General features: G+C 42.1%; 23 protein-coding genes. 16 read left to right on the top strand and 7 right to left on the bottom strand.

Annotated features, from left to right (window positions below; translation table 11 throughout):
• The first annotated feature begins 256 nt into the window (after window positions 1-256).
• Both E4S40_RS06070 and E4S40_RS06065 read left to right on the top strand, forming a co-directional pair.
• Window positions 257-739, top strand: a complete 483-nt coding sequence (locus E4S40_RS06070; RefSeq protein WP_135072224.1) for a DUF4188 domain-containing protein — start codon at window positions 257-259, stop codon at window positions 737-739.
• Between the two features lie 81 nt (window positions 740-820).
• Window positions 821-1,240: a hypothetical protein gene (locus E4S40_RS06065; RefSeq protein WP_135072222.1), complete on the top strand. Its 420-nt coding sequence runs from the start codon at window positions 821-823 to the stop codon at window positions 1,238-1,240.
• A gap of 22 nt (window positions 1,241-1,262) precedes the next feature.
• Here E4S40_RS06065 and E4S40_RS06060 read toward each other — a convergent pair whose 3' ends face one another.
• Window positions 1,263-3,137, bottom strand: coding sequence for an outer membrane protein assembly factor BamB family protein (locus E4S40_RS06060; RefSeq protein WP_237563140.1), 1,875 nt, complete (start codon window positions 3,135-3,137; stop codon window positions 1,263-1,265).
• A 197-nt stretch (window positions 3,138-3,334) separates the two neighbouring features.
• Between E4S40_RS06060 and E4S40_RS06055 the strand changes: the two genes are divergently transcribed.
• Both E4S40_RS06055 and tnpA read left to right on the top strand, forming a co-directional pair.
• Window positions 3,335-4,246, top strand: a complete 912-nt coding sequence (locus E4S40_RS06055; protein WP_135072218.1) for an NAD-dependent epimerase/dehydratase family protein — start codon at window positions 3,335-3,337, stop codon at window positions 4,244-4,246.
• Between the two features lie 202 nt (window positions 4,247-4,448).
• Window positions 4,449-4,892 carry an IS200/IS605 family transposase gene (gene tnpA / locus E4S40_RS06050; protein WP_135072216.1) on the top strand — a complete coding sequence of 148 codons (444 nt, stop codon included), beginning with the start codon at window positions 4,449-4,451 and terminating at the stop codon, window positions 4,890-4,892.
• Window positions 4,893-5,036: 144 nt separating this feature from the next.
• On the opposite strand, the gene E4S40_RS06045 is transcribed toward tnpA, so the two are convergent.
• Both E4S40_RS06045 and dgt read right to left on the bottom strand, forming a co-directional pair.
• On the bottom strand, window positions 5,037-5,702 hold the full coding sequence (locus E4S40_RS06045) for a heme exporter protein CcmB (protein ID WP_135072214.1): 666 nt from the start codon (window positions 5,700-5,702) through the stop codon (window positions 5,037-5,039).
• Window positions 5,703-5,734: 32 nt separating this feature from the next.
• Entirely contained in the window at window positions 5,735-7,081 is a 1,347-nt protein-coding gene (gene dgt / locus E4S40_RS06040) for a dGTP triphosphohydrolase (protein WP_237563139.1), read from the bottom strand.
• A gap of 172 nt (window positions 7,082-7,253) precedes the next feature.
• Between dgt and E4S40_RS06035 the strand changes: the two genes are divergently transcribed.
• The 4 genes from E4S40_RS06035 to E4S40_RS06020 all read left to right on the top strand — a co-directional run bounded on the left by E4S40_RS06035 (window position 7,254) and on the right by E4S40_RS06020 (window position 10,431).
• Window positions 7,254-8,066, top strand: a complete 813-nt coding sequence (locus E4S40_RS06035; RefSeq protein WP_135072212.1) for a DUF4382 domain-containing protein — start codon at window positions 7,254-7,256, stop codon at window positions 8,064-8,066.
• 64 nt (window positions 8,067-8,130) lie between these two features.
• A complete protein-coding gene (locus tag E4S40_RS06030) occupies window positions 8,131-8,931 on the top strand; it encodes a DUF4382 domain-containing protein (protein WP_161971779.1) in 801 nt (266 codons plus the stop codon).
• A complete protein-coding gene (gene ribD / locus E4S40_RS06025; protein ID WP_135072208.1) occupies window positions 8,931-9,956 on the top strand; it encodes a bifunctional diaminohydroxyphosphoribosylaminopyrimidine deaminase/5-amino-6-(5-phosphoribosylamino)uracil reductase RibD in 1,026 nt (341 codons plus the stop codon). The genes E4S40_RS06030 and ribD overlap by 1 nt, the downstream gene beginning before the upstream one ends.
• Entirely contained in the window at window positions 9,949-10,431 is a 483-nt protein-coding gene (locus E4S40_RS06020) for a GAF domain-containing protein (protein WP_135072206.1), read from the top strand. The genes ribD and E4S40_RS06020 overlap by 8 nt, the downstream gene beginning before the upstream one ends.
• On the opposite strand, the gene E4S40_RS06015 is transcribed toward E4S40_RS06020, so the two are convergent.
• Both E4S40_RS06015 and E4S40_RS06010 read right to left on the bottom strand, forming a co-directional pair.
• Entirely contained in the window at window positions 10,428-11,027 is a 600-nt protein-coding gene (locus E4S40_RS06015) for a thiamine pyrophosphokinase (RefSeq protein ID WP_135072204.1), read from the bottom strand. The genes E4S40_RS06020 and E4S40_RS06015 overlap by 4 nt on opposite strands.
• On the bottom strand, window positions 11,027-12,007 hold the full coding sequence (locus tag E4S40_RS06010; protein ID WP_135072202.1) for a dipeptidase: 981 nt from the start codon (window positions 12,005-12,007) through the stop codon (window positions 11,027-11,029). The genes E4S40_RS06015 and E4S40_RS06010 overlap by 1 nt, the downstream gene beginning before the upstream one ends.
• Before the next feature lie 102 nt (window positions 12,008-12,109).
• Here E4S40_RS06010 and E4S40_RS06005 point away from each other — a divergent pair, with 102 nt between their 5' ends.
• The 4 genes from E4S40_RS06005 to E4S40_RS05990 are packed head-to-tail and all read left to right on the top strand — an operon-like array spanning window position 12,110 to window position 15,930.
• Window positions 12,110-12,622 carry a 3-hydroxyanthranilate 3,4-dioxygenase gene (locus tag E4S40_RS06005; RefSeq protein WP_135072200.1) on the top strand — a complete coding sequence of 171 codons (513 nt, stop codon included), beginning with the start codon at window positions 12,110-12,112 and terminating at the stop codon, window positions 12,620-12,622.
• A 31-nt stretch (window positions 12,623-12,653) separates the two neighbouring features.
• Window positions 12,654-13,940, top strand: coding sequence for a kynureninase (gene kynU, locus E4S40_RS06000; RefSeq protein ID WP_135072198.1), 1,287 nt, complete (start codon window positions 12,654-12,656; stop codon window positions 13,938-13,940).
• A 24-nt stretch (window positions 13,941-13,964) separates the two neighbouring features.
• Complete coding sequence (locus tag E4S40_RS05995; protein WP_135072196.1) at window positions 13,965-15,317, top strand: FAD-dependent oxidoreductase; 1,353 nt, start codon at window positions 13,965-13,967, stop codon at window positions 15,315-15,317.
• A 4-nt stretch (window positions 15,318-15,321) separates the two neighbouring features.
• Window positions 15,322-15,930: a nitroreductase family protein gene (locus E4S40_RS05990; protein ID WP_135072194.1), complete on the top strand. Its 609-nt coding sequence runs from the start codon at window positions 15,322-15,324 to the stop codon at window positions 15,928-15,930.
• Window positions 15,931-15,967: 37 nt separating this feature from the next.
• Here the strand turns inward: E4S40_RS05990 and E4S40_RS05985 are convergent, their stop codons facing one another.
• Window positions 15,968-16,498, bottom strand: a complete 531-nt coding sequence (locus E4S40_RS05985; RefSeq protein WP_135072192.1) for a DinB family protein — start codon at window positions 16,496-16,498, stop codon at window positions 15,968-15,970.
• Between the two features lie 76 nt (window positions 16,499-16,574).
• Between E4S40_RS05985 and gldD the strand changes: the two genes are divergently transcribed.
• A complete protein-coding gene (gldD, locus tag E4S40_RS05980; protein WP_135072190.1) occupies window positions 16,575-17,147 on the top strand; it encodes a gliding motility lipoprotein GldD in 573 nt (190 codons plus the stop codon).
• Here gldD and E4S40_RS05975 read toward each other — a convergent pair.
• Window positions 17,144-18,919, bottom strand: coding sequence for a sodium:solute symporter family protein (locus tag E4S40_RS05975; RefSeq protein WP_135072188.1), 1,776 nt, complete (start codon window positions 18,917-18,919; stop codon window positions 17,144-17,146). The two genes, gldD and E4S40_RS05975, sit on opposite strands and share 4 nt — an antisense overlap.
• Window positions 18,920-19,169: 250 nt before the next feature.
• Between E4S40_RS05975 and E4S40_RS05970 the strand changes: the two genes are divergently transcribed.
• From E4S40_RS05970 to recG, 3 genes are all read left to right on the top strand, one after another.
• Window positions 19,170-20,660 carry a choice-of-anchor I family protein gene (locus E4S40_RS05970; RefSeq protein ID WP_135072186.1) on the top strand — a complete coding sequence of 497 codons (1,491 nt, stop codon included), beginning with the start codon at window positions 19,170-19,172 and terminating at the stop codon, window positions 20,658-20,660.
• Window positions 20,661-20,747: 87 nt separating this feature from the next.
• Window positions 20,748-21,833 (top strand): phosphotransferase enzyme family protein, encoded by a 1,086-nt coding sequence (locus tag E4S40_RS05965; protein ID WP_135072184.1) that lies wholly within the window; start codon window positions 20,748-20,750, stop codon window positions 21,831-21,833.
• Window positions 21,834-21,896: 63 nt separating this feature from the next.
• Entirely contained in the window at window positions 21,897-23,990 is a 2,094-nt protein-coding gene (gene recG / locus E4S40_RS05960) for an ATP-dependent DNA helicase RecG (protein ID WP_135072182.1), read from the top strand.
• Window positions 23,991-24,029 lie beyond the last annotated feature (39 nt).

The raw sequence follows: 24,029 nt of genomic DNA, 5'->3' as shown, positions 1-24,029 counted from the left end.
ATAATTTGGTTTTTATTTCTAAAACTGGTTTAGAATTCAATTAGGGAGCTTTATTTTAAAAATTCAGGTTTCATCAAATTACAAAATTTTGTCCTACATGTTAATACTTATTCAGAATGATTAGCTGCCAAATGAATTTTTGAAAAAATATTTTAGATAACAAAATTTATTATCCAATAAATATTCTGACTATCTTAATGATTATCAGTCAAATAGACTTTTCATTTCTTCTTTTAATTCTTTTTAAAAATCCCTTATGTCAAAAACAATCAATCAACGGGTGACAGCAAAAATTGAAGGAGACTTTGTGGTTTTCCTGATCGGAATGCGAATCAATAAGCTTTGGAAAATTCACAAATGGATGCCCGTAGCGAGAGCCATGCCTAAAATGCTGAAAGAACTTTCCATGAATCCAGAAAGCGGTCTTTTGGGATTCCAGTTATTTGGTGGCATTCCTCCAGTGATCGTGCAGTATTGGAGATCCTTCGAGCATCTGGAAGCCTATGCTAAAGATCGGGAGGGCTTGCATTATCCGGCGTGGCGAGATTTCAACAAGAAAATCAAAAGCAATGGGGATGTGGGGATTTGGCACGAAACCTACAAAGTGCATGCTGGCGATTATGAATGCATTTACAACAATATGCCTAAATATGGCCTGGGAAAAGTGGGTGAATTAATTCCAGCCACAGGAAAACGGGAATCTGCAGCCGAAAGAATATCAGGAAAAGATCATCATTGACTAATTCTTAACAATTTAAAAACACAGAAAATAGAACCTCAAGTATTTCACAGCGTACCTTGGAGGTAAATGTGTAAAAAGATGAAATTTTCAAGGCTCCTATTTTTTCTGCCCTTTTTGATGGCTTTTCAATGCGGGGAGGATATTTATTCAGATGATGACCTCTTATTGGAAACTGGAATCCTGAATTCTTGGGAATTGTCAGAGGAGTCAATTAATGGTTCATCCGACCTACTTCCTAAATGCTGCAAGTATTTTAATTTTCATCTGGATGGAAAGTCCAATGATCTTGTGGGGAGATACACCTATCATGAAGACAATTCCGGGAACTTGGATGGTGTATTTATTCTAGACCCAAGCAAGCAGGAAATTATTTTTAAGGGGGATGACGGGACAGAAATCCTAGCTTCCTATTCTATCAATGACGAGCAGAATTACTTGGTACTTTCCTACCAAGCTGGCCGAACTGAATTGGTACAAGGATATACGAAAGTGGATTAGGTTTTTCAACCATATATGCCTCTCAATTTCCCTTTACCTTAAAAGCCAACAAGACATTCCCTGGCATTTCTCCAAACATGCTGTAGCCTGAATTAACGTAAAGCATCCCGTCGGCTACTACCGGCCCCGGGCCATCAATTGATCCTCCCATTCCTTTTTGTCCATTGACTGTTTCGTACTCACGAACTGTATCAAACTCCCACAAAACTGTTCCATCATGAGCAGCATAGGCTCGAATAAAACCATTCAAATCTCCCTCGAAGACAACTCCGGGAATTAGCGTTGGCGCAGCGGAATTAGACTGTTGGCAGTTTCTTCGTGGACCCTCAGAACATGGAGGTGGGGCAGTTTTCCAAACCTGCTCTCCTGTTTGAAGATTGAGTGCATAAATCCCAGGAGTAGGACCCAAACTTGGATCACTCGGATCCAGCGCAAAAACATTATCGGAGTTGGCAGCATAGACTAAATTTCCATCGGTTGCCATACCCCAGTGAATTCCTCCCAGGGCGCCACCTTTTCCTATTCGGCTTTGCCAAAGCACTTCTCCAGTCTCAGGCAAAAGAGCATGAACAACTCCTGATTTTTGCCCCGCAACTAGCATATCTCGTTGGTTTATCGAGTCATAAACTAATATGGGAGCCATACCAAAATCCACATCCGGACCAGTGGGCGTAGGACAATTGGGATTATCCGGGCAGGATAAATTCCAGGTATCATTGGCAGTTGCCTGCCAATTCCATACAAGCTCTCCAGTTTTCAGATCCAAGGCCTGAATTGCATCGCTCGTATTCGTAGGAGGAAAAGTATAATTTTCCCCTGTCCCAATGTATAGCAATCCTCTTTCGACATCCACCGTAGGACTTGCCCAAACTGGGGCCCCTGAAGGTCCATAAGAAGGATATCCATTTTCCTTTTTACCAACCTCTCTAGCTTCCTCTGCAATCACCCGATGTTTCCAGATTTCTTCTCCGGTTTTCGCGTTCAAAGCAGTTACCCCTCCTGAAGAGGTACAGCAAGCATATTCAGGATTTTGGGATGAAATGACTTCAAAAGAGGTAATGGGAACATAGACAATGTCATCATAAACGGCCACAGAACCAGTAACAGCAGATAGGGGGTGATGAGCCGCTCGGCTTTTCCAAATCAATTCTCCCGTTTTGATATCTACGGAATAGGTATTGGTAGCATAGTCTGCAAAATAGGCGATCAATTGATCGCCTTCAGCGGTGTAACTTATTGCCCCTCGAATCGCTGCATCCGCCTGAAACATCCAACCAATTTGCCCAGTATGCCTATTCAAGGCATACACCTCCCCAAATTGACTTCCCACAATCATCCATTTTCCGATAATAGCAGGCTTACTTCTCACTATTGAAGCATTTGGAAAAGCAAAAGCCCATTCGAGTTCAAGGGAAGAAACATTTTCAGGAGTAATTCCAGCCTGAGCGGCAGTTCGGAAACCCGAGCCTTTCAGATCGCCTCCCCATCCCGAATGATTATACTCAGCTTCTACATCTTCTTCGGTGACCTGAAATGTGGTATAAGCTGATTCAGGAATTTCCACCTTTACTAGTTTCTGATTGGTCAGGTATTGCGCAACTGCCTCTCGTTCTTCTTCGGTCAATTGCTCTGCCTGAACACGCATTTTTCCCATATTAAGAGCTGCCAAAATCGCGTGGGGAGACATTCCCGCCAATAGGCCTTGTGCAGGAGCCATAGTGGTATTTCCTTCTGCATGACAAGCCGCGCAAACTGTTTGGTAGGTCTTTTCCCCTAATTTGAGTACTTCTTTTGGTACAGGAGCATTTGTGGAAAATGCTGTAGACTCACCACTAGGATTGGTGCAAGCAAACGCAACAAAAATGAATAAAACAGGAAACACAAAAAACTTCTTCACGGGCTTAGGGATTGATTTTGAAAGGATTAAGAGGAAGGCTAACTGAATCAAGTTAGCTAAAAAATATGGGAATTATTGTTTACGAATCGAGAGCCGAACATTTTAGGAACCCATCCAACAGGCTTTTATAAAAATCCTCTTGGATTCCTAAAGGGTATTTCTTACCTCGTCTATTGAATTAAATCTTCACCCAAGTCATGAAAAAAATGCGCATTTTCTTTACTGGAGGATCTGGAAAAGCCGGAAAGCATGTCATCCCCTATTTGCTTCAGCAGGGTCATCGAGTGATGAATGTAGACCTGACTCCATTGGATTATCCGGGAGTGGATAATATCACCGCTGACATTACCGATTCTGGTCAAATGTTCAATGCCATGAGCATGTATGCGGGTTTTGATGAGCTTGAACCCGGAACAGGTGTTCCCAAATTTGATGCAGTAGTTCATTTTGCAGCTGTTCCCAGAATCCTAATCAAACCGGATAATGAAACCTTCCGGGTCAACACCATCGGAACTTATAATGTGATAGAAGCTGCGGTGAAGTTGGGGATCAAGAAGATCATCATTGCCTCTTCAGAAACGACTTATGGGATTTGCTTTTCGGATGGACAAACAAATCCAAAATACCTCCCCTTGGATGAGGAGTATGATGTAGACCCAATGGATAGTTATGGATTGTCCAAAGTGGTCAATGAACATACGGCTAGAAGTTTTCAGCGAAGATCGGGAGTAGATATCTATGCTCTTCGAATTGGAAATGTGATTGAGCCTCACGAATACGCCGAACTTTTTCCGCACTATTTTAAGCATCCGGAAGTACGCCGAAGAAATGCATTCTGCTACATCGATGCCCGTGATCTAGGGCAAATTGTAGACTTGTGTTTGAAAAAAGACGGTTTGGGTTTTCAGATTTTTAATGCCGGGAATGACCATAACGGTGCAGTTATCCCAAGTAAAGAATTAGCGGAGCGATTTTTCCCGGGAGTGCCTCTTACCCGCGAACTTGAAGAACATGAAGCCCTATTTTCCAATCGCAAAATCCGCGAAGTCCTAGGCTTCAAAGAGCAGTATAATTGGAGAAATTATGTGGATTGGAAGGAGTACAAATGATTAAATGGCTAAAGCCATTCTTGGTTGTATCTTCTAATATCTATTCCCCGGGTTAAAACCCGGGGCTATAAATCAATCCCTTTTAATTTAACCCCTTGATAAGCAAAAATAGCCCACGGTTTTAACCGTGGGAACAAAAAGAAATGAAATTTTTCACAAACCATTTTAATGGTTTTTATCTCCGAAGTTTTTATTTTTAATCATGTCTCATTCTTATTCGACTATTTGGATTCATGCCGTTTGGGCCACCAAGGAGCGCCAACCCCTCATCAAATCCAGTTGGGAAAATGATTTATATTCATTCTTGAAAAATCAACTATTTGAACTTTCCTGCCCAGTTCAAATTATCAATGGAATGCCAGACCATATTCATTGTCTTTTTCAATTAAATCCTCAAAAGTCTATTTCTGAAGTAATTAAACAATTAAAGGGTTCAAGTTCCCACTGGATCAATCTAAGTGATTTAATAAATGAAAAATTTGCATGGCAAACAGGTTTTGCTGCTTATTCTGTTTCAGACTCAATAAGAGGAAAAGTTTTTGACTATATCCAAAACCAGAAAGCTCATCATCGAAAAGTAACGTTTCAAGAAGAATACGAGGCTTTAATAAGAAAAATTCAGACTCAAGAAATTAAAAATGGCTAAAGCCATTTCTGCTTTTATCTTGTAATATCTATTCCCCGGGTTAAAACCCGGGGCTAATTAAAATGAGAAGATCTCTTTAGGAACAATAAATCTCCCTCTTAATTCTCCTCACTGCAAACTGTTCACTGAATACTGCTTACTGACCTAACTTCTCCACAAATAAGGAAACAACAAATACCCCGCTGCGGCAACAATCGCATTGATAGCCACCAAACTCAACACCTTATCAGCGCTGACCGACCAATCCAAACCATCCAATGCATTTTTCGAAATGCGGATGGCCATCAACAAAATGGGAATGATGACTGGAAAACTCAGAATCGCCATCAATGTGGCATTATTTCCAGCTTTGGATGCGATTCCTGAAACCATGGTGAGACAGGCAGAAAATCCCATGGCTCCCAAAACCAGATTAAGCAAGAAGAGCGTTTGATCCTGAACGGGATTTCCCAAAATCACCGAAAAAACCACATATCCCAACAGGGCCAAAATCAGGGTAAGAGCTGTATTATAGATAATCTTGGAAAGAATAATGGCCTCGGGAGAAGCGATCATGTAATAGTAAAGTTGCCTCCCCTGATGCTCCTGCACAAAACTTTTTGCCACGGCATTTACCGCCGAAAAAAGTATGATTATCCAATACAAGGCATTCCAGGTAGGTACGGAAAGATTACCCATTTTAGCCCCAACACTCAGATAGGTGATGAAGACCGCCGAGACTACATAGAGCAGAATTCCGTTGAGGGCATACTTTTGTCGCCACTCCAAAGTGATTTCCTTTCGGATTAAGACGGTGATTTCTTTCCACATAGGCCAAAGATAGGAGTAAGGAGCAAAACTTATCAAACTCCCGGGAAGGAGATCCCTTTCACGCGTCGATACAAGTTGAGTGCATATTTATCCGTCATCCCAGCAATAAAGTCAATCAATTGGCGCAACAAAGGATAAGGATTAACCTCTGCTCCCCATCCTTTCAATGGGAAATCTTCAGGAAGCAATCGCAAAATGCTTTTATCCTGACCGGAGAAAAGTTCGGGTGCATAAAACTTATGATACAGGGCCTGACCAAATACTTCCAGTAATCCTTCTAAGACCTGAAAGCCTGCAGCTTCTTTTTCGAGAACTACTTGTGATCGATAAATCTTTCGAATAGATAATTCAGAAATCGCCTGAAGGGCTTTAGCAGAAGGAATCACATCCGTCAAGGCTTTGTCAAAATGTCCCTTGCACATGCTTTCTTCATATTGGGCAAAAGCCTCCACGGTTTCCTGAATCAAGACCCCAATGGTCAAGGCTCGTAGAGCTCCCAAATTCTGAGATTGGGTACGGTTTTCTAATTTTTTGGGATTGAATTTATCTCCCAGTATGGGCTTCAATAATGCTACAGTTTCTTCAAAGCTCACCAGCCCCATGGTACATCCGTCTTCCAAATCAATAATGGAGTAACAGATATCATCGGCAGCCTCCACGAGGAAGGCCAAAGGATGACGAAACCAACATTCCTCGCTGGATTTTTCAATCCCCAAGAAATCTGTCAATTGCTCGAAATCCGAAAGCTGATTAATGAAGAAACCGAATTTCTTCTGACTTCTCCGGGCAATATCCCGATGGGAAATAAAGCTTGGCCTTGGGTATTTGGTAAATGCTGCCAAAGTCGCATAAGTAAGTTTGAGCCCATTTTGCTTGGAAACTAGCATACGAAAACCTTGAGCATTTCCTTCAAAATTGCAAAGGTCAACCCACTGTTCGGGACGAAGGTGCTTTTCCCAAGCTCTTCCTTTTGCGTGGAATTTGAAGAAATCAGAAATAGCCTCTTCTCCAGCATGCCCAAAGGGCGGATTTCCTATATCATGGGTCAAAGCAGCTGCGGCTACAATTCCGCCAATTTCAGATGCGGATAGCTCTGTTTTTTTCAGGTTGGGATATTTTTCAAGGAGATATTCCCCAGCGGCTTTTCCCAAAGATCGCCCTACCGAAGAAACTTCCAAGCTATGCGTCAGACGTGTATGCACGAATGCCTGCTCCGGCAAAGGAAATACCTGTGTTTTGTCCTGTAGATTACGGAAAGGAGCCGAAAAAATAATTCGGTCATAATCGACTTCAAACTCACTTCTTGCTGCCTGTGTGGGAATAAATCCCGGCTTTTCTCCAAATCTACCCCTACTGAGGAGGCGTTCCCATTTCATCATGCCCAAAAATAAGAAGGCTCAGAAAGAATTCACGGAATTTGTAGGGATTTCCCAACCAAAAAATCCCTTAGCTAAAACCAGAAATGAAAATTTCTAATACAAAATCTCTTTCTGCTTCGTTAACTCTTGGCATCACACTTGTTTGTAAAAGAGCCTGAAACCAAACCAAACTATGAAAAATTTAATCCAAAACTTCTTAATCTTATCAATCCTTCTGATTTCATTTTCATGTGATTTCAATGATTCTCCGACTAGTAGAAAAGCCTTGGTCAGCTTTACCTTAGTGGATGCACCTGGAGATTTTGATGAAGTTTGGGTAGAAGTTATTTCAGTCCGGGTACAGTATGTAACGGAAAACGGTGAGGAAAATGATGATGAATCCACTTGGGAAGAAATCCCTGTGGAAGGTGGCAGCCAACTCGTTAATTTGATGGAATTGACTGGAGAAAACTCTTTCTTAATCGGCACTGAATCCTTTGAGTCTGGAAGGATTAATCAAATCCGATTAGTTCTGGGAGAAAACAACTATGTGGTCAAAGGAGAGGAACAATTTGAACTGAAAACTCCCTCTGCTCAGCAAAGCGGACTTAAACTCAAATTAGATCAAAAACTCGAAGCTGGAAATGCGTATGGAATCATTATTGACTTTGATGTAGCCAAATCAATTATTGTTGCCGGAAATTCAGGGAACATTAATCTGAAACCTGTTTTGAGAGCATTTTTGCAGGAAACAGCAGGGATTCAAGGACAGGTTCTTCCTTCAGAAGCTCAACCTATTTTAATGGAAGCTTTTCAAAATGGAGAATCCTTCTCGACTTTCACCAATGCTGAAGGAGCTTTTGTCATTCAAGGTCTAGAACCCGGAACTTATTCCCTTAAAATCACCCCGAATGAATCCTATCAATCATTGGAATTGATTGACATTGTAGTCGAGGAGGGCAAAATCACGACAACTAGTCCAATTATTTTACAACCGGTTGAATAAAGCAAAAGCTCAATTTTCCGGAATTGGAGCACCATTCCATCAAAGTTTTGACCTAAATTTGGGCGTGAGAAAAATCCACGCCCTTTTTATTTTTTTTATCCTGTCGATCAGCTTTATCGCCTGTTCAAGCGGTGATGAAAGCCCAAAAGCCCTGCTTAATTTAGTCCTAGTAGACTCTCCTCCTGCCTATGATTCTGTATTTATAGAAATCGAGGGAGTCAATGTGCTGATGAATGTGGAAGGTCGAGATACTGAGCAGCAGTCATTTTTTATTCCCTACGAACTCGGAGACAAGCGTATCAAAGTATCCGACTTGGTCGGAGGCGAAGTACTGCTCTTGGGTCGTGGTACTCTACCTCCTGGTCAAATTATTGGGATGGAAATGCGTCTAGGAACTAGCCATAGCCTTTGGAAAGATGAAAAGTCTTATTCCATCCCTTTGAATTCTAATTTGGATCCTCTTATTCCTATTGATGCAGAACTCAGTTTAGAAGCAGGACTTTCCTATGATTTGATCTTGGATATTGATTTGGAAAAATCCATTCGAACCATTTCTACCGAACCATACTCTTTTGAACTGAACCCTAATGTTTTGACCGTTTATCCCGGTCAATTCGGAGAGTTGAAAGGTAGCATCTCCCAAACCTCCTTGAGCCCTGCTGTTTACGCTATTTCCAATGGAGATAGTAGCAGCACCCATACCAATTCTTCCGGTTCCTTTTTGTTTCGGCTTCCTGCAGGAATCTATGATATTTACTTAGACCCTAAGGATGATGCATTTTTGGCAGATACGCTTTTGGGGGTTGAAATTATCAATCGAGAAAGTCTCACCTTAGATCGGATTAGCTTTAGACCCAAGCCCTGATGGAAAATCCAGCAGCATACATGCGAAGGGCCTTGGAACTGGCTGAATTGGGAAAGGGTAGTGTTAGCCCAAATCCCATGGTTGGTTGTGTGATTGTAGCAGATGGAAAAATCATCGGTGAGGGATACCATCAACAATATGGTGGACCACATGCGGAAGTTCATGCCGTCAATGCGGTTCAGGATCCGAGTCTTTTTGCAAAAGCCACAGTTTATGTAACCTTAGAACCTTGCGCCCATTTTGGAAAAACCCCTCCTTGTGCCAATATGCTTGTTCAAAAAGGGGTGAAAAAAGTGGTAATCGCTGCCTTAGACTCCAATCCTTTGGTTGGTGGAAAAGGGATTGAAATTCTGCGTCAAGCAGGAATTAAGGTAGAAACTGGACTTCTGGAAAAGGAAGCAAGATGGCAAAATCGGAGATTCTTCACACAGATAGAAAAAAATCGACCTTATGTGATTTTGAAATGGGCTCAAACAGCAGATGGCTTTGTTGCCCGAAAGGACTTTTCCTCCAAATGGATTTCCAATGCCTTGAGCAGGCAGCAGGTTCATCGTTGGCGAGCGGAAGAAGATGCGATTTTGGTAGGGAGAAATACGGCCCATTATGATAATCCAGCCCTAAATGTGAGAGATTGGGTGGGGAAAAATCCTATTCGAATCGTGATCGATCGACATTTGGCTCTGGATTCAAGCCTTAAGCTTTTCGACCAAACCCAGCCTACCATTTGCTACAATTCCATCAAAAGTGAAAGCCACGAGAATCTGGACTATGTCAAATTAACTCCGGAAATGGATCCCGGGGAAATCTTGGCTGACCTTCACGAAAGGAAGATTCAAAGTGTGCTGATAGAAGGAGGTACTTTTGTTTTGAAAAAATTCCTTGAAGCCGAACTTTGGGATGAAGCCCGGGTGTTTACCAGTCAAGTTCGATTTGAAGAAGGAATTGCAGCTCCCGTGATGCCTATTCCTCCAACTGAACAAGTTCAATTAGAAGACGATATTCTTTCCTTTTATTTCCATGTCTGAAAATTTATATATCCCCGCAGAAGCTGGTAAAGCTGAAAAATACCAGACCATTATTCCTCAGATCGAAGCTTTGATTCATGGAGAGCCTGATTTGTATGCCAATCTTTCCAATATCACCGCGGCTCTAAAAGAGGCTTTTGGTTTTTTTTGGGTGGGTTTTTACCTGGTAAAAAATGATCAGTTGGTTTTGGGGCCTTTTCAGGGACCAATAGCCTGTACACGGATTAATTTTGGAAAGGGAGTTTGCGGTACAGCTTGGAAAGAAGCCAAAACCCAACTCGTTCCAGACGTTGATTTATTCCCAGGGCACATTGCCTGCAGCTCCGCAAGCCGCTCTGAAATAGTCGTGCCTTTAATCAAAAATGGAGCGGTTATCCTTGTTTTGGATGTGGATAGCGATCAGTTAAATGACTTTGACCAGGAAGATCAGCACTATTTGGAGCAATTGATGGAAACCCTCGCCCGCCAGATTTAAGTCAGAGATTCCCCAATCCAAAAGAGTTTTTCTGAATAAAAGTGATTCAATCCTTCCGAAATGCTTATATAAGCTGAGGGGTCAAGGATTTCTTCTTTATTTTCTATTCGTACCAGCTGTTCTTTTTGGCCAAAAAGTTCCAACTCTCCCTTTGGATACCACTTCTTCAATTCTCCGGACTTGACGGGAAAATACTTCTTCCCTTGGTCAAAAATGCACAAATCCAACTTTTCCATAAAAAGGGCCAAATCATCAAACTGCCCAATGGGAAAACCAACCAAATGAGCCGCTCGATGATCGGAGGCCATCAAATAATGTAAGGCATCCTGGGTGAATTTCCCTTTACCACTTTCAAAAAAGCGTAAAGGGTATTGCTCTTCTAAAAGGTGAATATTTTCCTTTTGAAAAGCAGAAGATGCCAAAATCACGTCGATTTTAATCCCCCAAGAAAGAACTTGCTCCACTGCAGGCTCAGCCACGAGTACAGTAGGCACCCATTCAAAAAGCCCAGACAACTGCTCCCAGGAAAAATCCTCGATATCGAGTATCACCACAGCAGGCTCTTGTTGCTCTTTGACAAAATGATGGGAAGACATCAGCTATAGAGGTTTTGGTAGAAATTCTGAACGTTTTTATAAGCCAAATTTTCCAACTGCTCCCGAGAAAGAGATCGCTGAAGCACACCTAAAATTTCTGGATATTTAGAAGCATTTTCTGCTAAAGGAAAGTAAAAAGGATGGCGGCTTTTATCCGGAAAATCTCCCGTATAAAAGAAGTCAGCTCCAAAGCTTTGAGCGTTTTCTCCGCCTATTTCAAATCCATGCAAAATATGCTCATACAATCGTTCTGGGACAGAATTATCCAAAAATGCCCGTAGAAAGTTCACTCCAATTATCCCTTGTCGACGAATAATCTCTTGTGCAAATTCATCAGTCAAATTCCGCTTATGATCCCAGATTGCCCGATAATTGGAATGGCTGGCAATGACAGGAACATCCAAACTTTCCTGATCGATGTGATTCAAAATTCCCTCGGCCAATAAATCAGAGGTATGAGATAAATCCACCGGAATTTTCTTTCCATGCATGAGATCAAGTAGGCGTTTTCCATCCTCCTTTAGACCGATTCCTTCGGTGTAATTTCCTCCACCAAATCGGTTCTCGGTATGATGGGTCAAACTGATATAGGCCAATTTTCCCACTCTTAAAAGAATCTCACCAAATTGCTTTTGAATATCCTCCCAATTTGCATTTTCCTCTCCCAAACCAGCAGCATTTTCGATGGAAGCAATCAGAGCAATTTGATTGGAAGAAACTTCCCTACCAGGTTCAAAGGCACAGAAAATATCAGAGTTTTTTTGAATAAGATCTTGGAAAATTACCGCCTGTTTTCTCGCCAACTCCATGGAGCCGGGACGAACATCTGTATAAATTGCCATGACTTGCAGGTGAACGTTACCCTTTTGAAGCCAAGGAACAGCACAAGCAATATCCTCTGAAGAAAAGGCATTTGCATTTGGCACTTTAGCCAAATAGGACAGCATATCGCAATGAAGGTCGTAAATGGGGAAGTTCATTAGCAGGTAGTTTCAAACAAAGTAAACCAAAAAAATGCGTGTTTTTTAATACTTTTAGCCCCTCAGCGAGTTAGATCTTAAGATCATCAAAAAAATCACGTCATGGCACTTACTCCTCCTTTCAATTTCAAAAAATGGATTGATGACAATCGGCATTTGTTGAAGCCTCCCGTGGGCAATCAACAGGTATATAAAGGAAATAAAGACTTCATCGTGATGGTAGTTGGGGGCCCAAATGCCCGAAAAGATTACCACTACGAGGAAGGAGAGGAGTTTTTCTACCAACTTGAAGGTGACATTGTCCTCAAGGTGATCGATGAAGGAATCCCAAAAGATATTCCTATCAAAGAAGGAGAGATCTTCTTGCTTCCTCCACGCGTTCCACATTCGCCACAACGACCAGCAAACACAGTTGGTTTGGTTATGGAGCGATATCGAAGGGAGGGAGAAAAGGACGGCTTCATGTGGTATTGTGAAAACTGCCATAATCTCCTCCATGAAGAATACGTGGAATTGACCGATATCGTCAGCCAACTTCCTCCAATCATGGAGCGCTTCTGGTCAAGTGAAGATCTTCGCACCTGTAAAAAGTGCGGAACTGTCATGGAAAAATAATTTACCCTTTCCCAATTAATCCTATCACAACATGAGCAAGCTGAACTACGAGTTCTCAGAATCCTTTGCCCAAAAAATGGATGCCGAAGATCCTTTGAAGGATTTTAGAAACCGCTTTCATTTCCCTAAAGTAAATGATCGGGAGGTCATTTATTTTTGTGGCAATTCTTTAGGCCTTCAGCCTAAAAGCGTCAGGGATTATTTGGATCGAGAGCTTACTAATTGGGCTGAATTAGGCGTAGATGGACATTTTCATGGGGAAGACGCTTGGTATCATATCCGAAAAAAATCAAAGCCGGCATTGGCTGAAATTGTAGGTGCTCATGAGCATGAAGTGGTGGCTATGAACAATTTGAGCGTGAATTTGCACTTGCTCATGGTTTCTTTTTATCAGCCTACCCCTGATCGATTTAAGATTATTGTCGAGGCTGGAGCATTTCCTTCAGATCAATACATGCTGGAAAGTCAGGTGAAATTTCACGGTTATGATCCAGTTGAAGCCATCGTGGAATTAAAACCTAGACCAGGAGAGCATATCCTTCGTACAGAAGACATTATTGCGGAAATCAAGAACCAAGGCAATCAATTGGCTGTGGTTAACATGGCCGGCCTGCAATATTATTCGGGTCAGGTTTTTGACATGAAAGCCATCACGGAGGCCGCTCATTCGGTGGGTGCCTATGCCGGATTCGATTTGGCACATGCAGTGGGTAATGCACCATTAGTTCTTCATGATTGGGGAGTGGACTTTGCCACTTGGTGCAGTTACAAATACCTGAATTCCGGTCCAGGGAATGTTTCTGGGATTTTTGTTCATGAAAAATATGCCGAGCGACCCGATCTTCCTCGTTTCGCAGGCTGGTGGGGACATGATGAAGGGCAGCGATTTTTGATGGAAAAAGGTTTCATCCCTATGTTCGGTGCCGACGGTTGGCAGCTAGCCAACAGCAATGTATTAGCCTTGGCAGCCCATCAGGCTTCCTTGGATATATTTCAGGAAGCGGGGATCAAAAATCTTCGGGAAAAAAGCGAAAAACTGACAAGTTATTTAGAATTCTTGATTGAGGAAATCAGCGGAGAATCAGGGGTTTTGGAAATAATTACCCCCAAAAACCCAGCAGAAAGGGGCTGTCAGTTATCTTTGCTGATTCATCGCGGCGGAAAAGCCGTCTTCGATGAATGGTATCAACATGGAGTAGTGGGAGATTGGCGAAATCCCAATGTCATCCGATTGGCGCCTACTCCCCTGTACAACAGCTACTTGGATGTGTTCCGATTTGCAAAGATTTTGGAACAATCCTTGGAAAAATTCGCTTAAGGAAGCGAGGATCAACTCATCCCCATGAAAAAAGAAGAAATAACGGTGCTTGGAGCCGGCCTGATCGGGTCCCTCATTAGCATCTTTCTAAAAAAACAGGGACTTGACGTGCACGTGTACGACAAGCGTCCTGATATGCGAAAATCCCAATACTACGAAGGTGGACGCTCCATTAATATGGCCTTGAGCCATCGTGGTTGGAAAAGCTTAGAACAAGTTGGTCTTATCGATCAAGTCAAGCCCCTTGCCATCCCTATGTATGGTCGTAGAATTCACGATGAGCACGGTGGAACCTCCTTTATGCCTTATGGCCTGGAAGGACAGGCGATTTATTCTATTTCCAGAGGCAAATTCAACCAATTGCTGATGGAAGAAGCCGAGCGCTTGGGAGCAACCATTCATTTTGAGCATAAATGCGAAGAAGTAGACTTCAGAGATCAAAGTATTACTTTTTCAAGTCCTGAAGGAACAACCAAAAAAATCGCTCCAGTGATCATTGGGGCAGATGGGGCATATTCTTCCCTTCGTATGTCCATGCAAAAGCAAGTGCGCTTCAACTACAAGCAGGAATATATTTCTCACGGATATAAGGAACTGACCATTCCTGCGACTCCTGAAGGTGAGTTTGCCATGGATCCAAATGCCTTGCATATCTGGCCAAGAGGTAAATTCATGCTAATCGCATTACCGAATCCAGATAAATCCTTCACCTGTACCTTGTTTTTGCCTTTTGAAGGCACAAAGGTTTGCTTCGAAAAAATCAATGATGAGGATGATTTGGAAACCATCTTCCAGGCTTATTTCTATGATGCCTATGAGTTGATGCCGGATTTGAAAACGGAATTTTTCAAGAATCCCACCTCGGCTTTGATCAACATTGAATGCTATCCTTGGGTGCAGGGACACAGTTTGCTCTTGGGTGATGCTTCCCATGCCATGGTTCCATTTTATGGACAGGGAATGAATTGCGGTTTTGAAGATTGCTATATCCTCAATCAGCTCATCGATAAATACGGCCACAATTCCTGGGATTTGGTTTTTGAAAAATTCCAGAAAAAGAGAAAGCCTGATACAGATGCGATTTGCCGATTGGCAATGGAAAATTTCATCGAAATGCGGGACTCAGTAGCAGATCCTAAATTTGTTATTCGAAAGAAGATCGAGAGCAAATTGCATGAATTATACCCCAAAGAGTGGATTCCCCTGTATTCCATGGTCACTTTTTCAGATATGGGCTATGCGGAGGCTTACGCGCAAGGAAAGCTCCAAGAAGCTATCATGGATCAGGTGATGGCCGACCCTTTAATTACTGAAAACTGGGATCGATTGGATTACGAAGACATTATTAACAAAATGGAAACCTCAAAAGCTGTTTAATAGAATGCAAAAACCAGATTTCAATATCGAAGAAGTCAATAAAATCATTCGTGGAAGAAGATCCATGTTTGTTGCTCAATTCAAAGAGAATGACCCCGTGGATGATTCCATCATCGAGGAAATGCTCGAAAATGCGAATTGGGCACCTACTCACAAATTGACTCAGCCTTGGAGATTCATCGTTTACACAGGAGCTGGCTTGAAAAAATTCGCCGATTATCAGGCAGAATTATATAAAAAGCGCGCTGAGAAAAATGGGACTCCTTTCATCGAGGCAACTTATCAGCGATTCAAGGAAAATCCGCTGAAAGCTTCTCACGTGATTGCCATTTTGATGAACCGAACGGAAGGTTCCGGCATTCCGGTGATGGAAGAAATTGCTGCAGTATCCATGGCTGTTCAGAACATGTACCTGACAGCTTGTGCACATGGATTAGCCTGCTACTGGGGTACAGGTGGACCAACTTTCTGGGAAGAAGCTAGGGAAGATTTTGGGCTGGAAGGAGAAGATATGCTGATGGGATTCTTCTATGTCGCTAAACCAGCTACAGACAATTGGCCAGCTGGAAAACGAGAGCCGATTGCAGACCGAGTAGGTTGGATCAGAGAATAAAAAAATGGCCGCTAAGATTATTAGCGGCCATTTTTTTTTAAAGTGCTACGAATGCTGGAGGAGTGACTCCATTCGCCCTTAAGTAGGCGATTGCGGCACCACGATGATGTGTGCTATGATCCATGATCAAAGCCATTATCTGTCTTCGGCTTGCATTCATTCCAAAAACCTCAATAACCTCTCCGGCCTTGTCAGCTGGAACGGCCTTCATTGTTTCTTCGGTATAATCATAGGCCTTTGCTACATAATCAGCTAGCTCAGCCTTACTTGCTGTAGCCAAATCAATACTGAACCCCGGGTCTTTTCCCATCAAGTATCCCTGTGCTATTCCAACTGCTGAAGATGCAATGTGATGAATTTGCTCTTTGAAACTCATTGCTTCCGGATCCGTTTTGTAATCCATACCTGATTCAGGCATAGCGTTCAGGACATCAATGGTAAATTGCTTTCCGTTTCTCCATTTGCTGAGAAATTCATCCATGGTCGTTTGAGCATGAAGATTTCCCAAGACAAACAAAAATGCCAAGGTAAATAGGCTAGTAAAAAGTGTTTTAACTTGCTTTTTCATTTTTGGATTGGGTTGGTTGAGTATTAAAGTTCCACTATTCCAGAATGAAATCAAATCGAAAGGCTAATTTTATGCTATGAAAAAATTCTTGTTTTTCTTTTTAATCGCTGGATTATTAGCAAGTTGTGAAAACACCTTTTTGCCCAAACCGAAAGGCTACAACCGAATCGACCTACCCAATCATAACTATCAAGCGCTTGAAGAGGGATATCCCTATCAATTGGAATATTCGCGTTATAGCGAGGTGGAACCTGATTCTTTTAACCTACAGGAAAAAGCTTGGATCAATTTGAATTACAAGGATTTTGGAGCCAAAGTCCACTTGACCTATAAACCCATTTCCAATGAAGTAGACTTTCGTACCCTATCCAACGATGCCTTTAAGCTGACAGCAAAGCATCAAATCAAAGCCTATGGAATCGAAGAATCAGTTCTGCTCACTCCTGAAGGCTATACCGGAGTGGTAGCCGAACTTTCGGGTGAAGTACCTACGCAGTTCCAATTTTTTGTAACCGATTCAACGGAGCATTTCCTTCGAGGAGCTTTGTATTTCAATACTGCATTAAAAAATGACTCCTTAGCCCCCGTCATTGAATACATCAAGGTGGACATGGCCCACCTGATGAATTCGCTGAAATTTGAAAATTAACTGATATACTTCCAGGATCTGTAAATAATCACTCCCCCTGCCAAGGCTACAACCGTGGCGATACTTCCAGCAAGCGCCTCTCCATAAATCCAGAAACCTGTAGCAAAAAGAGCGGAATAGATCATGATGGATCCAATTAACATCAAGCCGATTTCTCTTGGAAGTTGACCTGTTACTTGTTTTTCACCCGGATATCTATCCAATACTTTTTTCCAACCCCAAGAAGCTGGGTGTACTTTTCTGTAGAAGCTTAGGAGAACTTCATCTTTTTCAGGCCGGGTCAAAAAGGTCACCAATAGCCAGCCCGCCGTAGTAAAGGAAACGGAATAGATCAATTTCAGATAGGCTTGGTCTTCAGGTATCATTATCCAATTGACATTTGGATTGATCACTTCAAAAAAGATGGCTACGACGAAGGAAATTGCCATAGCTGAAATCTCTGTATAGGCATTGATTCTCCACCAAAACCAGCGAAGGATGAAAATAAGACCTGTTCCAGCTCCAATCTGAAGCAAGATATTAAATGCATGCAGGGCTGAAGACAAAGCCAAAGCCAAAAATGCCGACAAAACCATCAATGCTACCGTAGAGATTCTACCTACTGCCACCAATTCCTTATCAGACGCTTCAGGCTTTATAAATCGTAGGTAAAAGTCATTTACTATATAGGAAGACCCCCAGTTGAGATGGGTCGAAAGAGTCGACATTACAGCGGCAATCAAGGAAGCCAAAACAATTCCCAATAAGCCTGTAGGTAGGAAAGTCAACATAGCCGAATATGCCAAGTCATCCCCCAATTTATCGGCAGGAATCTCTGGGAAGGCAGTCTGCATATCAGAGATAGTAGGAAAGACAACAAGTGAGGCAAGGGCAATGATAATCCAAGGCCAAGGACGAAGCGCATAATGCGCAATGTTGAAGAATAAAGTGGCACCAACCGCATTATTCTCATCTTTAGCAGAAAGCATTCGCTGAGCGATGTAGCCTCCACCTCCCGGCTCTGCACCTGGATACCAAGTAGCCCACCATTGAATAGCTATGGGAATGATAAACAAAGGAACATAGACATTTGGATCATCAAAATCAGGAACAAAGTCTAGCTTATCAGCCACATTTTCATGGGCTAGTAAGCCTTGCAAGCTTCCGATTTCAGGAAGATCCAAGATAAAGTAAGCCGCCCCAAAGGCTCCGATCATGGCAATAAAGAACTGGAAGAAATCAGTCAGCAAAACCCCTTTCAAGCCGCCAAGTGAACTATAGATTACTGTGACAATTGAGGCTATAAGTAGGGTTTGGATAGGACTTAATCCTAACATCACCCCTCCAATTTTAATTGCAGCCAGAGAAACCGTGGCCATAATAACCACATTGAAAAACACCCCTAAATAGATGGCTCGAAAGGCACGAAGGAAAGCGGCTCCTGTTCCTGAATACCGCAATTCATAAAACTCCAAATCCGTCGTGACCTCGGACCTTCTCCACAATTTGGCATAGACAAATACAGTCAACATACCAGTGAGTAGAAAAGCCCACCAAGCCCAGTTACCACTTACTCCATTTTTCCGAACAATATCCGTTACCAAATTGGGAGTGTCAGCTGAAAAAGTGGTCGCCACCATACTGACACCAAGTAACCACCAAGGCATATTTCGTCCCGAAAGGAAGAACTCTTTGGCAGAAGATCCGGCTTTTTTGGAGGTTAATATTCCAATTAATAAGGAGATAACGAAGAAAGCTCCGATGATCACCCAATCAATAGTAGTAACATTCATGGTCTTAGGGGTTTATCGACCAACCAATAAACAAATTTTTATTTGAATGTCTTTTTACTTTATTAATAAATTTTAAAAACCTTCTAATTCAAAGGCTTGGGGAATTTCCCAATTCATATTAACAGCCTGTTAATTCTATCTAAAAAACTTAACCATTCCTTCCCCTTTATTTAACCTGAAAATCAATCAATTAAGACTCTTGCTAGATAATTTCATCCTTTTAATAACCAACCAAAAACTCTTATTTATCATGAAAAGACTAGCATTAATTTTTGGGATGATATTTACCCTAGCGTCCTGTATGGAGCGCGGAGGGAAAGGAATTCCTTTTCAGTCCAACTTTACACAAGTTTCAAGTATCGATATTGGCGGGGAAGCTGCCGCTGAAATCACTGCTCACGATCCGGAGACACAGCAACTTTTTGTTGTAAACAATAGCCTGTCTTCTACCGTGGACATTATCGATTTTTCTGATCCACAAAATATGTTACCGACAGGCTTTATTGATATCACTTCCTATGGTGGAGGAGTCAATTCTGTTGCTGTGAAAAATGGACTTTTGGCGATTGCAGTAGAAGCATTTACCAAAACCGACAATGGTTCCGTTCTAGTTTTTGAAACAAGCAACCTGGAAACCCCTCTCGCAATAATTCCTGTGGGAGCATTACCGGATATGGTGACCTTTAGTCCAAATGGAAGATATATCATGACCGCGAATGAAGGCGAGCCAAATGATGATTACTCCATCGATCCAGAAGGTTCAATTTCCATCATCGATGTGGAAATGGGCTTCGATGTAACGACTTTGGGATTTGAATCTTTTGAAGGCCAAAAAGAGGCATTAATGGCTGGGGGGTATCGTGTATTTGGACCAAATGCTTCTTTGGCACAAGATACCGAACCGGAATATGTGGCCATTGATTCCAAATCCGAAACAGCTTGGGTTACCCTTCAGGAAAATAATGGAATTGCCAAGGTGGATATCAAAAGAAAAATAATCACTGATATTTTCCCAATGGGACTAAAGGACCATACCAAAAATGGTAATGAAATGGATCCAAGTGATCGGGATGGTGGAGTTAATCTTCAAAACTGGCCAATTTATGCCTATTATCTACCAGACGCTATTGTATCTTATTCTTTGGGAAGTGCAGAGTTCTACATTACCGCGAATGAAGGAGATACTCGGGAATATGAAACTTATGAGGAAGAGTCCAGGGTTAAAGACCTGGATTTAGACCCAGATGCTTTTCCAAATGCTGATTTCTTGCAAGAGGATGAAAACCTAGGACGGTATACTGTGACCACCGCATCCGGCGACCTGGATGGAGATGGGGATTTTGATGTGCTTCATGGAATTGGTGGCCGATCTTTCACGATTTGGAATGGAAACAACGGAACAAAAGTGAATGATTATAAAAATTTGGAAAAAGACCTTTTGGCAACAAATCCTTCCTTGTATGATGACGGAAGAAGCGACAATAAAGGAGTGGAACCGGAAGCAGTCGAAATAGGAATAGTGAATGGTCGAACATACCTGTTTGTAGGAATGGAGCGAGCTGATGCTGTAGCTGTTTATGAGTTAAGAGGCATTGGAGGAGTTACCTACGTGCAAATCCTAGAAACTGGAGACGCGCCAGAGGGTGTGCTTTTTATCCCTTCTGAAGAAAGCCCTAATGGAAAGGCTACCCTTCTTGTCAGCTCGGAAGGGGATGGAGTTATCCGAGTATATCAGAATTAACCACCATAAATTTTTGATTGAAAGGCTGAGAAAATTCTCAGCCTTTTTTTATTTCCAAAAAACTACCAATTCTCCCTACTTTTGAAAATGGATTTGGATCACCTCAAACAACTTTTATTCCATTACCCGGAGTTATTTTCCAATGAAGAAATCAGCATAGAACCATTGGGAAATGGGCTTATCCATGAGACTTGGAAAATCTCCACTCTCAAAGGACATTTTGTCTTACAGGCCTATAATAAATCGGTTTTCCCTTTTCCCGAACGGATTCAAAATAACCTGGATATTCTTTTTCGAAAACAAGTCGCGGACCGTCTTCCTTTTGAATTGCCATTGCCTATACAAAATTCTCAAGGAGAGCAATTGACGAATTTTGAAGGGAAATTATGGAGAATCTTTCCTTTTGTTTCGGGTAAAACTTTGGAACAGATTCAGGCTCCAAACGAAGCTTGGCTTGCTGCAAAAGCATTTGGGGAATTTGCTTCAGCAGGCAAGGAGCTGAATATGTCTGAGTTTATGGAAACCATCCCGGACTTTCATCGACTGGATCTCCGTTTTGAAAAATTCCAACAGGCGGCTAGTGCTGTTTTCTCCTGGACCAAAGAGGAAGAGGATATTTTACGATTTTACCTCAATCAAAAACCACTTATTGAATCATACAAAGAGGAAAAACAAAAACTTCCCATCCGATTAACCCATAGTGACACCAAAATCAACAACTTGATCTTTTCTGAGGATCTTCATCAGATAAAGGCTTTGATAGACTTGGATACGGTCATGCCTGGATTACTGCTTTATGATTTTGGAGATTTGGTAAGGACGGTCGCATGCAGCCTTCCCGAAACCAGTATTCAATGGGATGAAATAAGACTTCAAGAAGAAATATTTGAGGAATTGGTCTTGGGTTATTTGGAAGGAGTAAAAACCCTTGCTACCCCCGAAGAATTCGAATCACTATTGATCGGAGGAGAAGTAATGACTTGTATGATGGGACTTCGATTTTTTACAGACCATCTTCAGGGGAATATTTACTATCGGGTTCAGTATCCGGAACAAAACCTCCACCGGGCAAAAAATCAGATGATTTTGCTTCGGGATCAGCAAGAAAAGCGAGCGCAGTTAAGGGATATCTGGAAAAAATCTCTTGAAAAGGTTCAGGCTTCTGACAATTAGCAGGAAAACTTGGTAAAATTTTCCCACCAAGAGTAAATTGCCTTTTACAAAATCATCCGTCCCTTGTCTGGTTTTTTTTCCACCAAAATAGAGTTCCTCAAAGGAGTAGGCCCACAGCGCGCCGAACTGCTCAATAAAGAGCTCCAGATTTTTACCTATGGGGATTTATTGCAGCATTACCCCTTTCGCTACGAGGACAGAAGTAAGTTTTACAAAATCCAGCAACTCAATCCTGATTTAGAAAATGTCCAGGTCATCGCACGTGTGATGAAATTGGAAATCGTGGGTGTGGGTGGAAAAAAAAGACTGGTAGCCCATGTAGCTGATGAAACCGGAGAAATGGAAATGACCTGGTTTAAGGGAATTCAATGGGTTCAAAAGAAATTACCGGTAGGAAGCGTCTTTATTTTCTTTGGAAAGCCTGCTCAATTTGGAAGAAAATGGAGCATAGCTCATCCTGAAATGGAGCCTCTGAGCCAAGCCTCCGAGAATCGAAACAGTTTCCAACCGGTCTATTCCACCACTGAAAAATTACGAGCTCGATTCTTGGACTCGAGAGGTATCTCCAAACTCATGGAACAATTAGTCCATGCGAGTTTGCCTTATATTCAGGAGACACTTCCTACAAGCATTCTAGAACAGTATCAATTGATCGGGAAAAAGGAGGCTTTGCGTGAAATTCACTTTCCAAGCCGTCCCGAACTCCTTCAGCGAGCTCGAAAGCGACTTAAATTCGAGGAGTTCTTTTTCTTACAACTCCGCCTTCTGAAAATGAAAGTTGCCCGAACAGAGAAATTTCGAGGGCAAATTCTGGATAATACTTCCTTGCTAACTGAATTTTATCAAAACCATATTCCATTCGAATTGACAGGTGCACAGAAACGGGTCATTCGGGAATCCTATCATGACTTGAAGTCTGGAAAACAGATGAATCGGCTGATTCAGGGAGATGTGGGAAGTGGAAAAACCATGGTTGCTTTTATCTGCATGTTGATTGCTATTGGCTCAGGGTCTCAAGCATGTCTGATGGCACCAACAGAAATTCTAGCCAATCAACATTATGAGGGATTGAAGGAATATGCGGATATGATGGGAATCAAAATCGCTTTGTTGACTGGTTCGGTGAAAAAGTCCGCTAGGAAAACGATTCATGAGGAGCTTTTATCTGGAGATTTAAAAATTCTCATCGGAACTCATGCACTTTTAGAGGATGTGGTGCAATTCCAAAATTTGGGTTTGGCCATTGTAGATGAACAGCATCGATTCGGGGTAGCACAACGGGCAAAATTATGGGCCAAGAATGAGGAGTTTTTTCCCCACGTTTTGGTGATGACAGCCACACCGATTCCAAGAACCCTTGCCATGACGCTTTATGGAGATTTGGATGTTTCAGTCATAGATGAGTTACCGGCAGGAAGAAAACCCATTCAAACCGTACACCGCTATGATAAAGACCGGTTGAAAGTATTTGGCTTTATCAATCAGGAAATCCAAAAGGGCCGTCAGGTTTACATAGTCTATCCTTTAATTGAAGAGTCCGAAAAACTAAACCTAAAAAATCTCATGGATGGCTATGAAAGCATTGCGAGGGCTTTCCCTCAATATCCGCTTAGCATAGTCCATGGAGCCATGAAAGCCGAAGCCAAAGATTTTGAAATGCAGCGCTTTGTGAAAGGGGAAACCAAAATCATGGTTGCAACCACTGTAATCGAAGTAGGCGTAAACGTCCCAAATGCTTCAGTTATGATCATCGAAAATGCTGAACGCTTTGGCTTATCCCAATTACATCAATTGCGCGGAAGGGTAGGCCGGGGTGCAGAGCAAAGTTATTGTATCCTGATGAGTAAGTACGAGTTGTCCAAGGATTCCAGAATCCGACTAGAAACCATGGTCCGAACCAATGATGGGTTTGAAATTGCTGATGTGGATCTTCGGCTTCGAGGCCCCGGAGATTTGATGGGGACTCAGCAAAGTGGTGTTACTGATCTTTTGATCGCAGATCTAAGTAAGGATGCTGGTCTTTTAACCTTGGCGCGGGATGCTGCTCAACAATTATTGGCAAATGATCCTCATTTAAGTCTTCCAGAAAATCAACCCATTTTAAAACAAATCCAGCAGCAGAAAAAAACAGCGGTTAACTGGAGTAGAATATCCTGAGGGATTTCTTTCTTTTCCCTTTCCTATATCTGAAAACTT

The organism is Algoriphagus kandeliae (genome assembly GCF_004571135.1).
Taxonomy (GTDB): domain Bacteria; phylum Bacteroidota; class Bacteroidia; order Cytophagales; family Cyclobacteriaceae; genus Algoriphagus; species Algoriphagus kandeliae.
The sequence above is the reverse complement of the archived record's forward strand: the minus strand, read 5'-3'. Positions and strand labels throughout refer to the sequence as shown.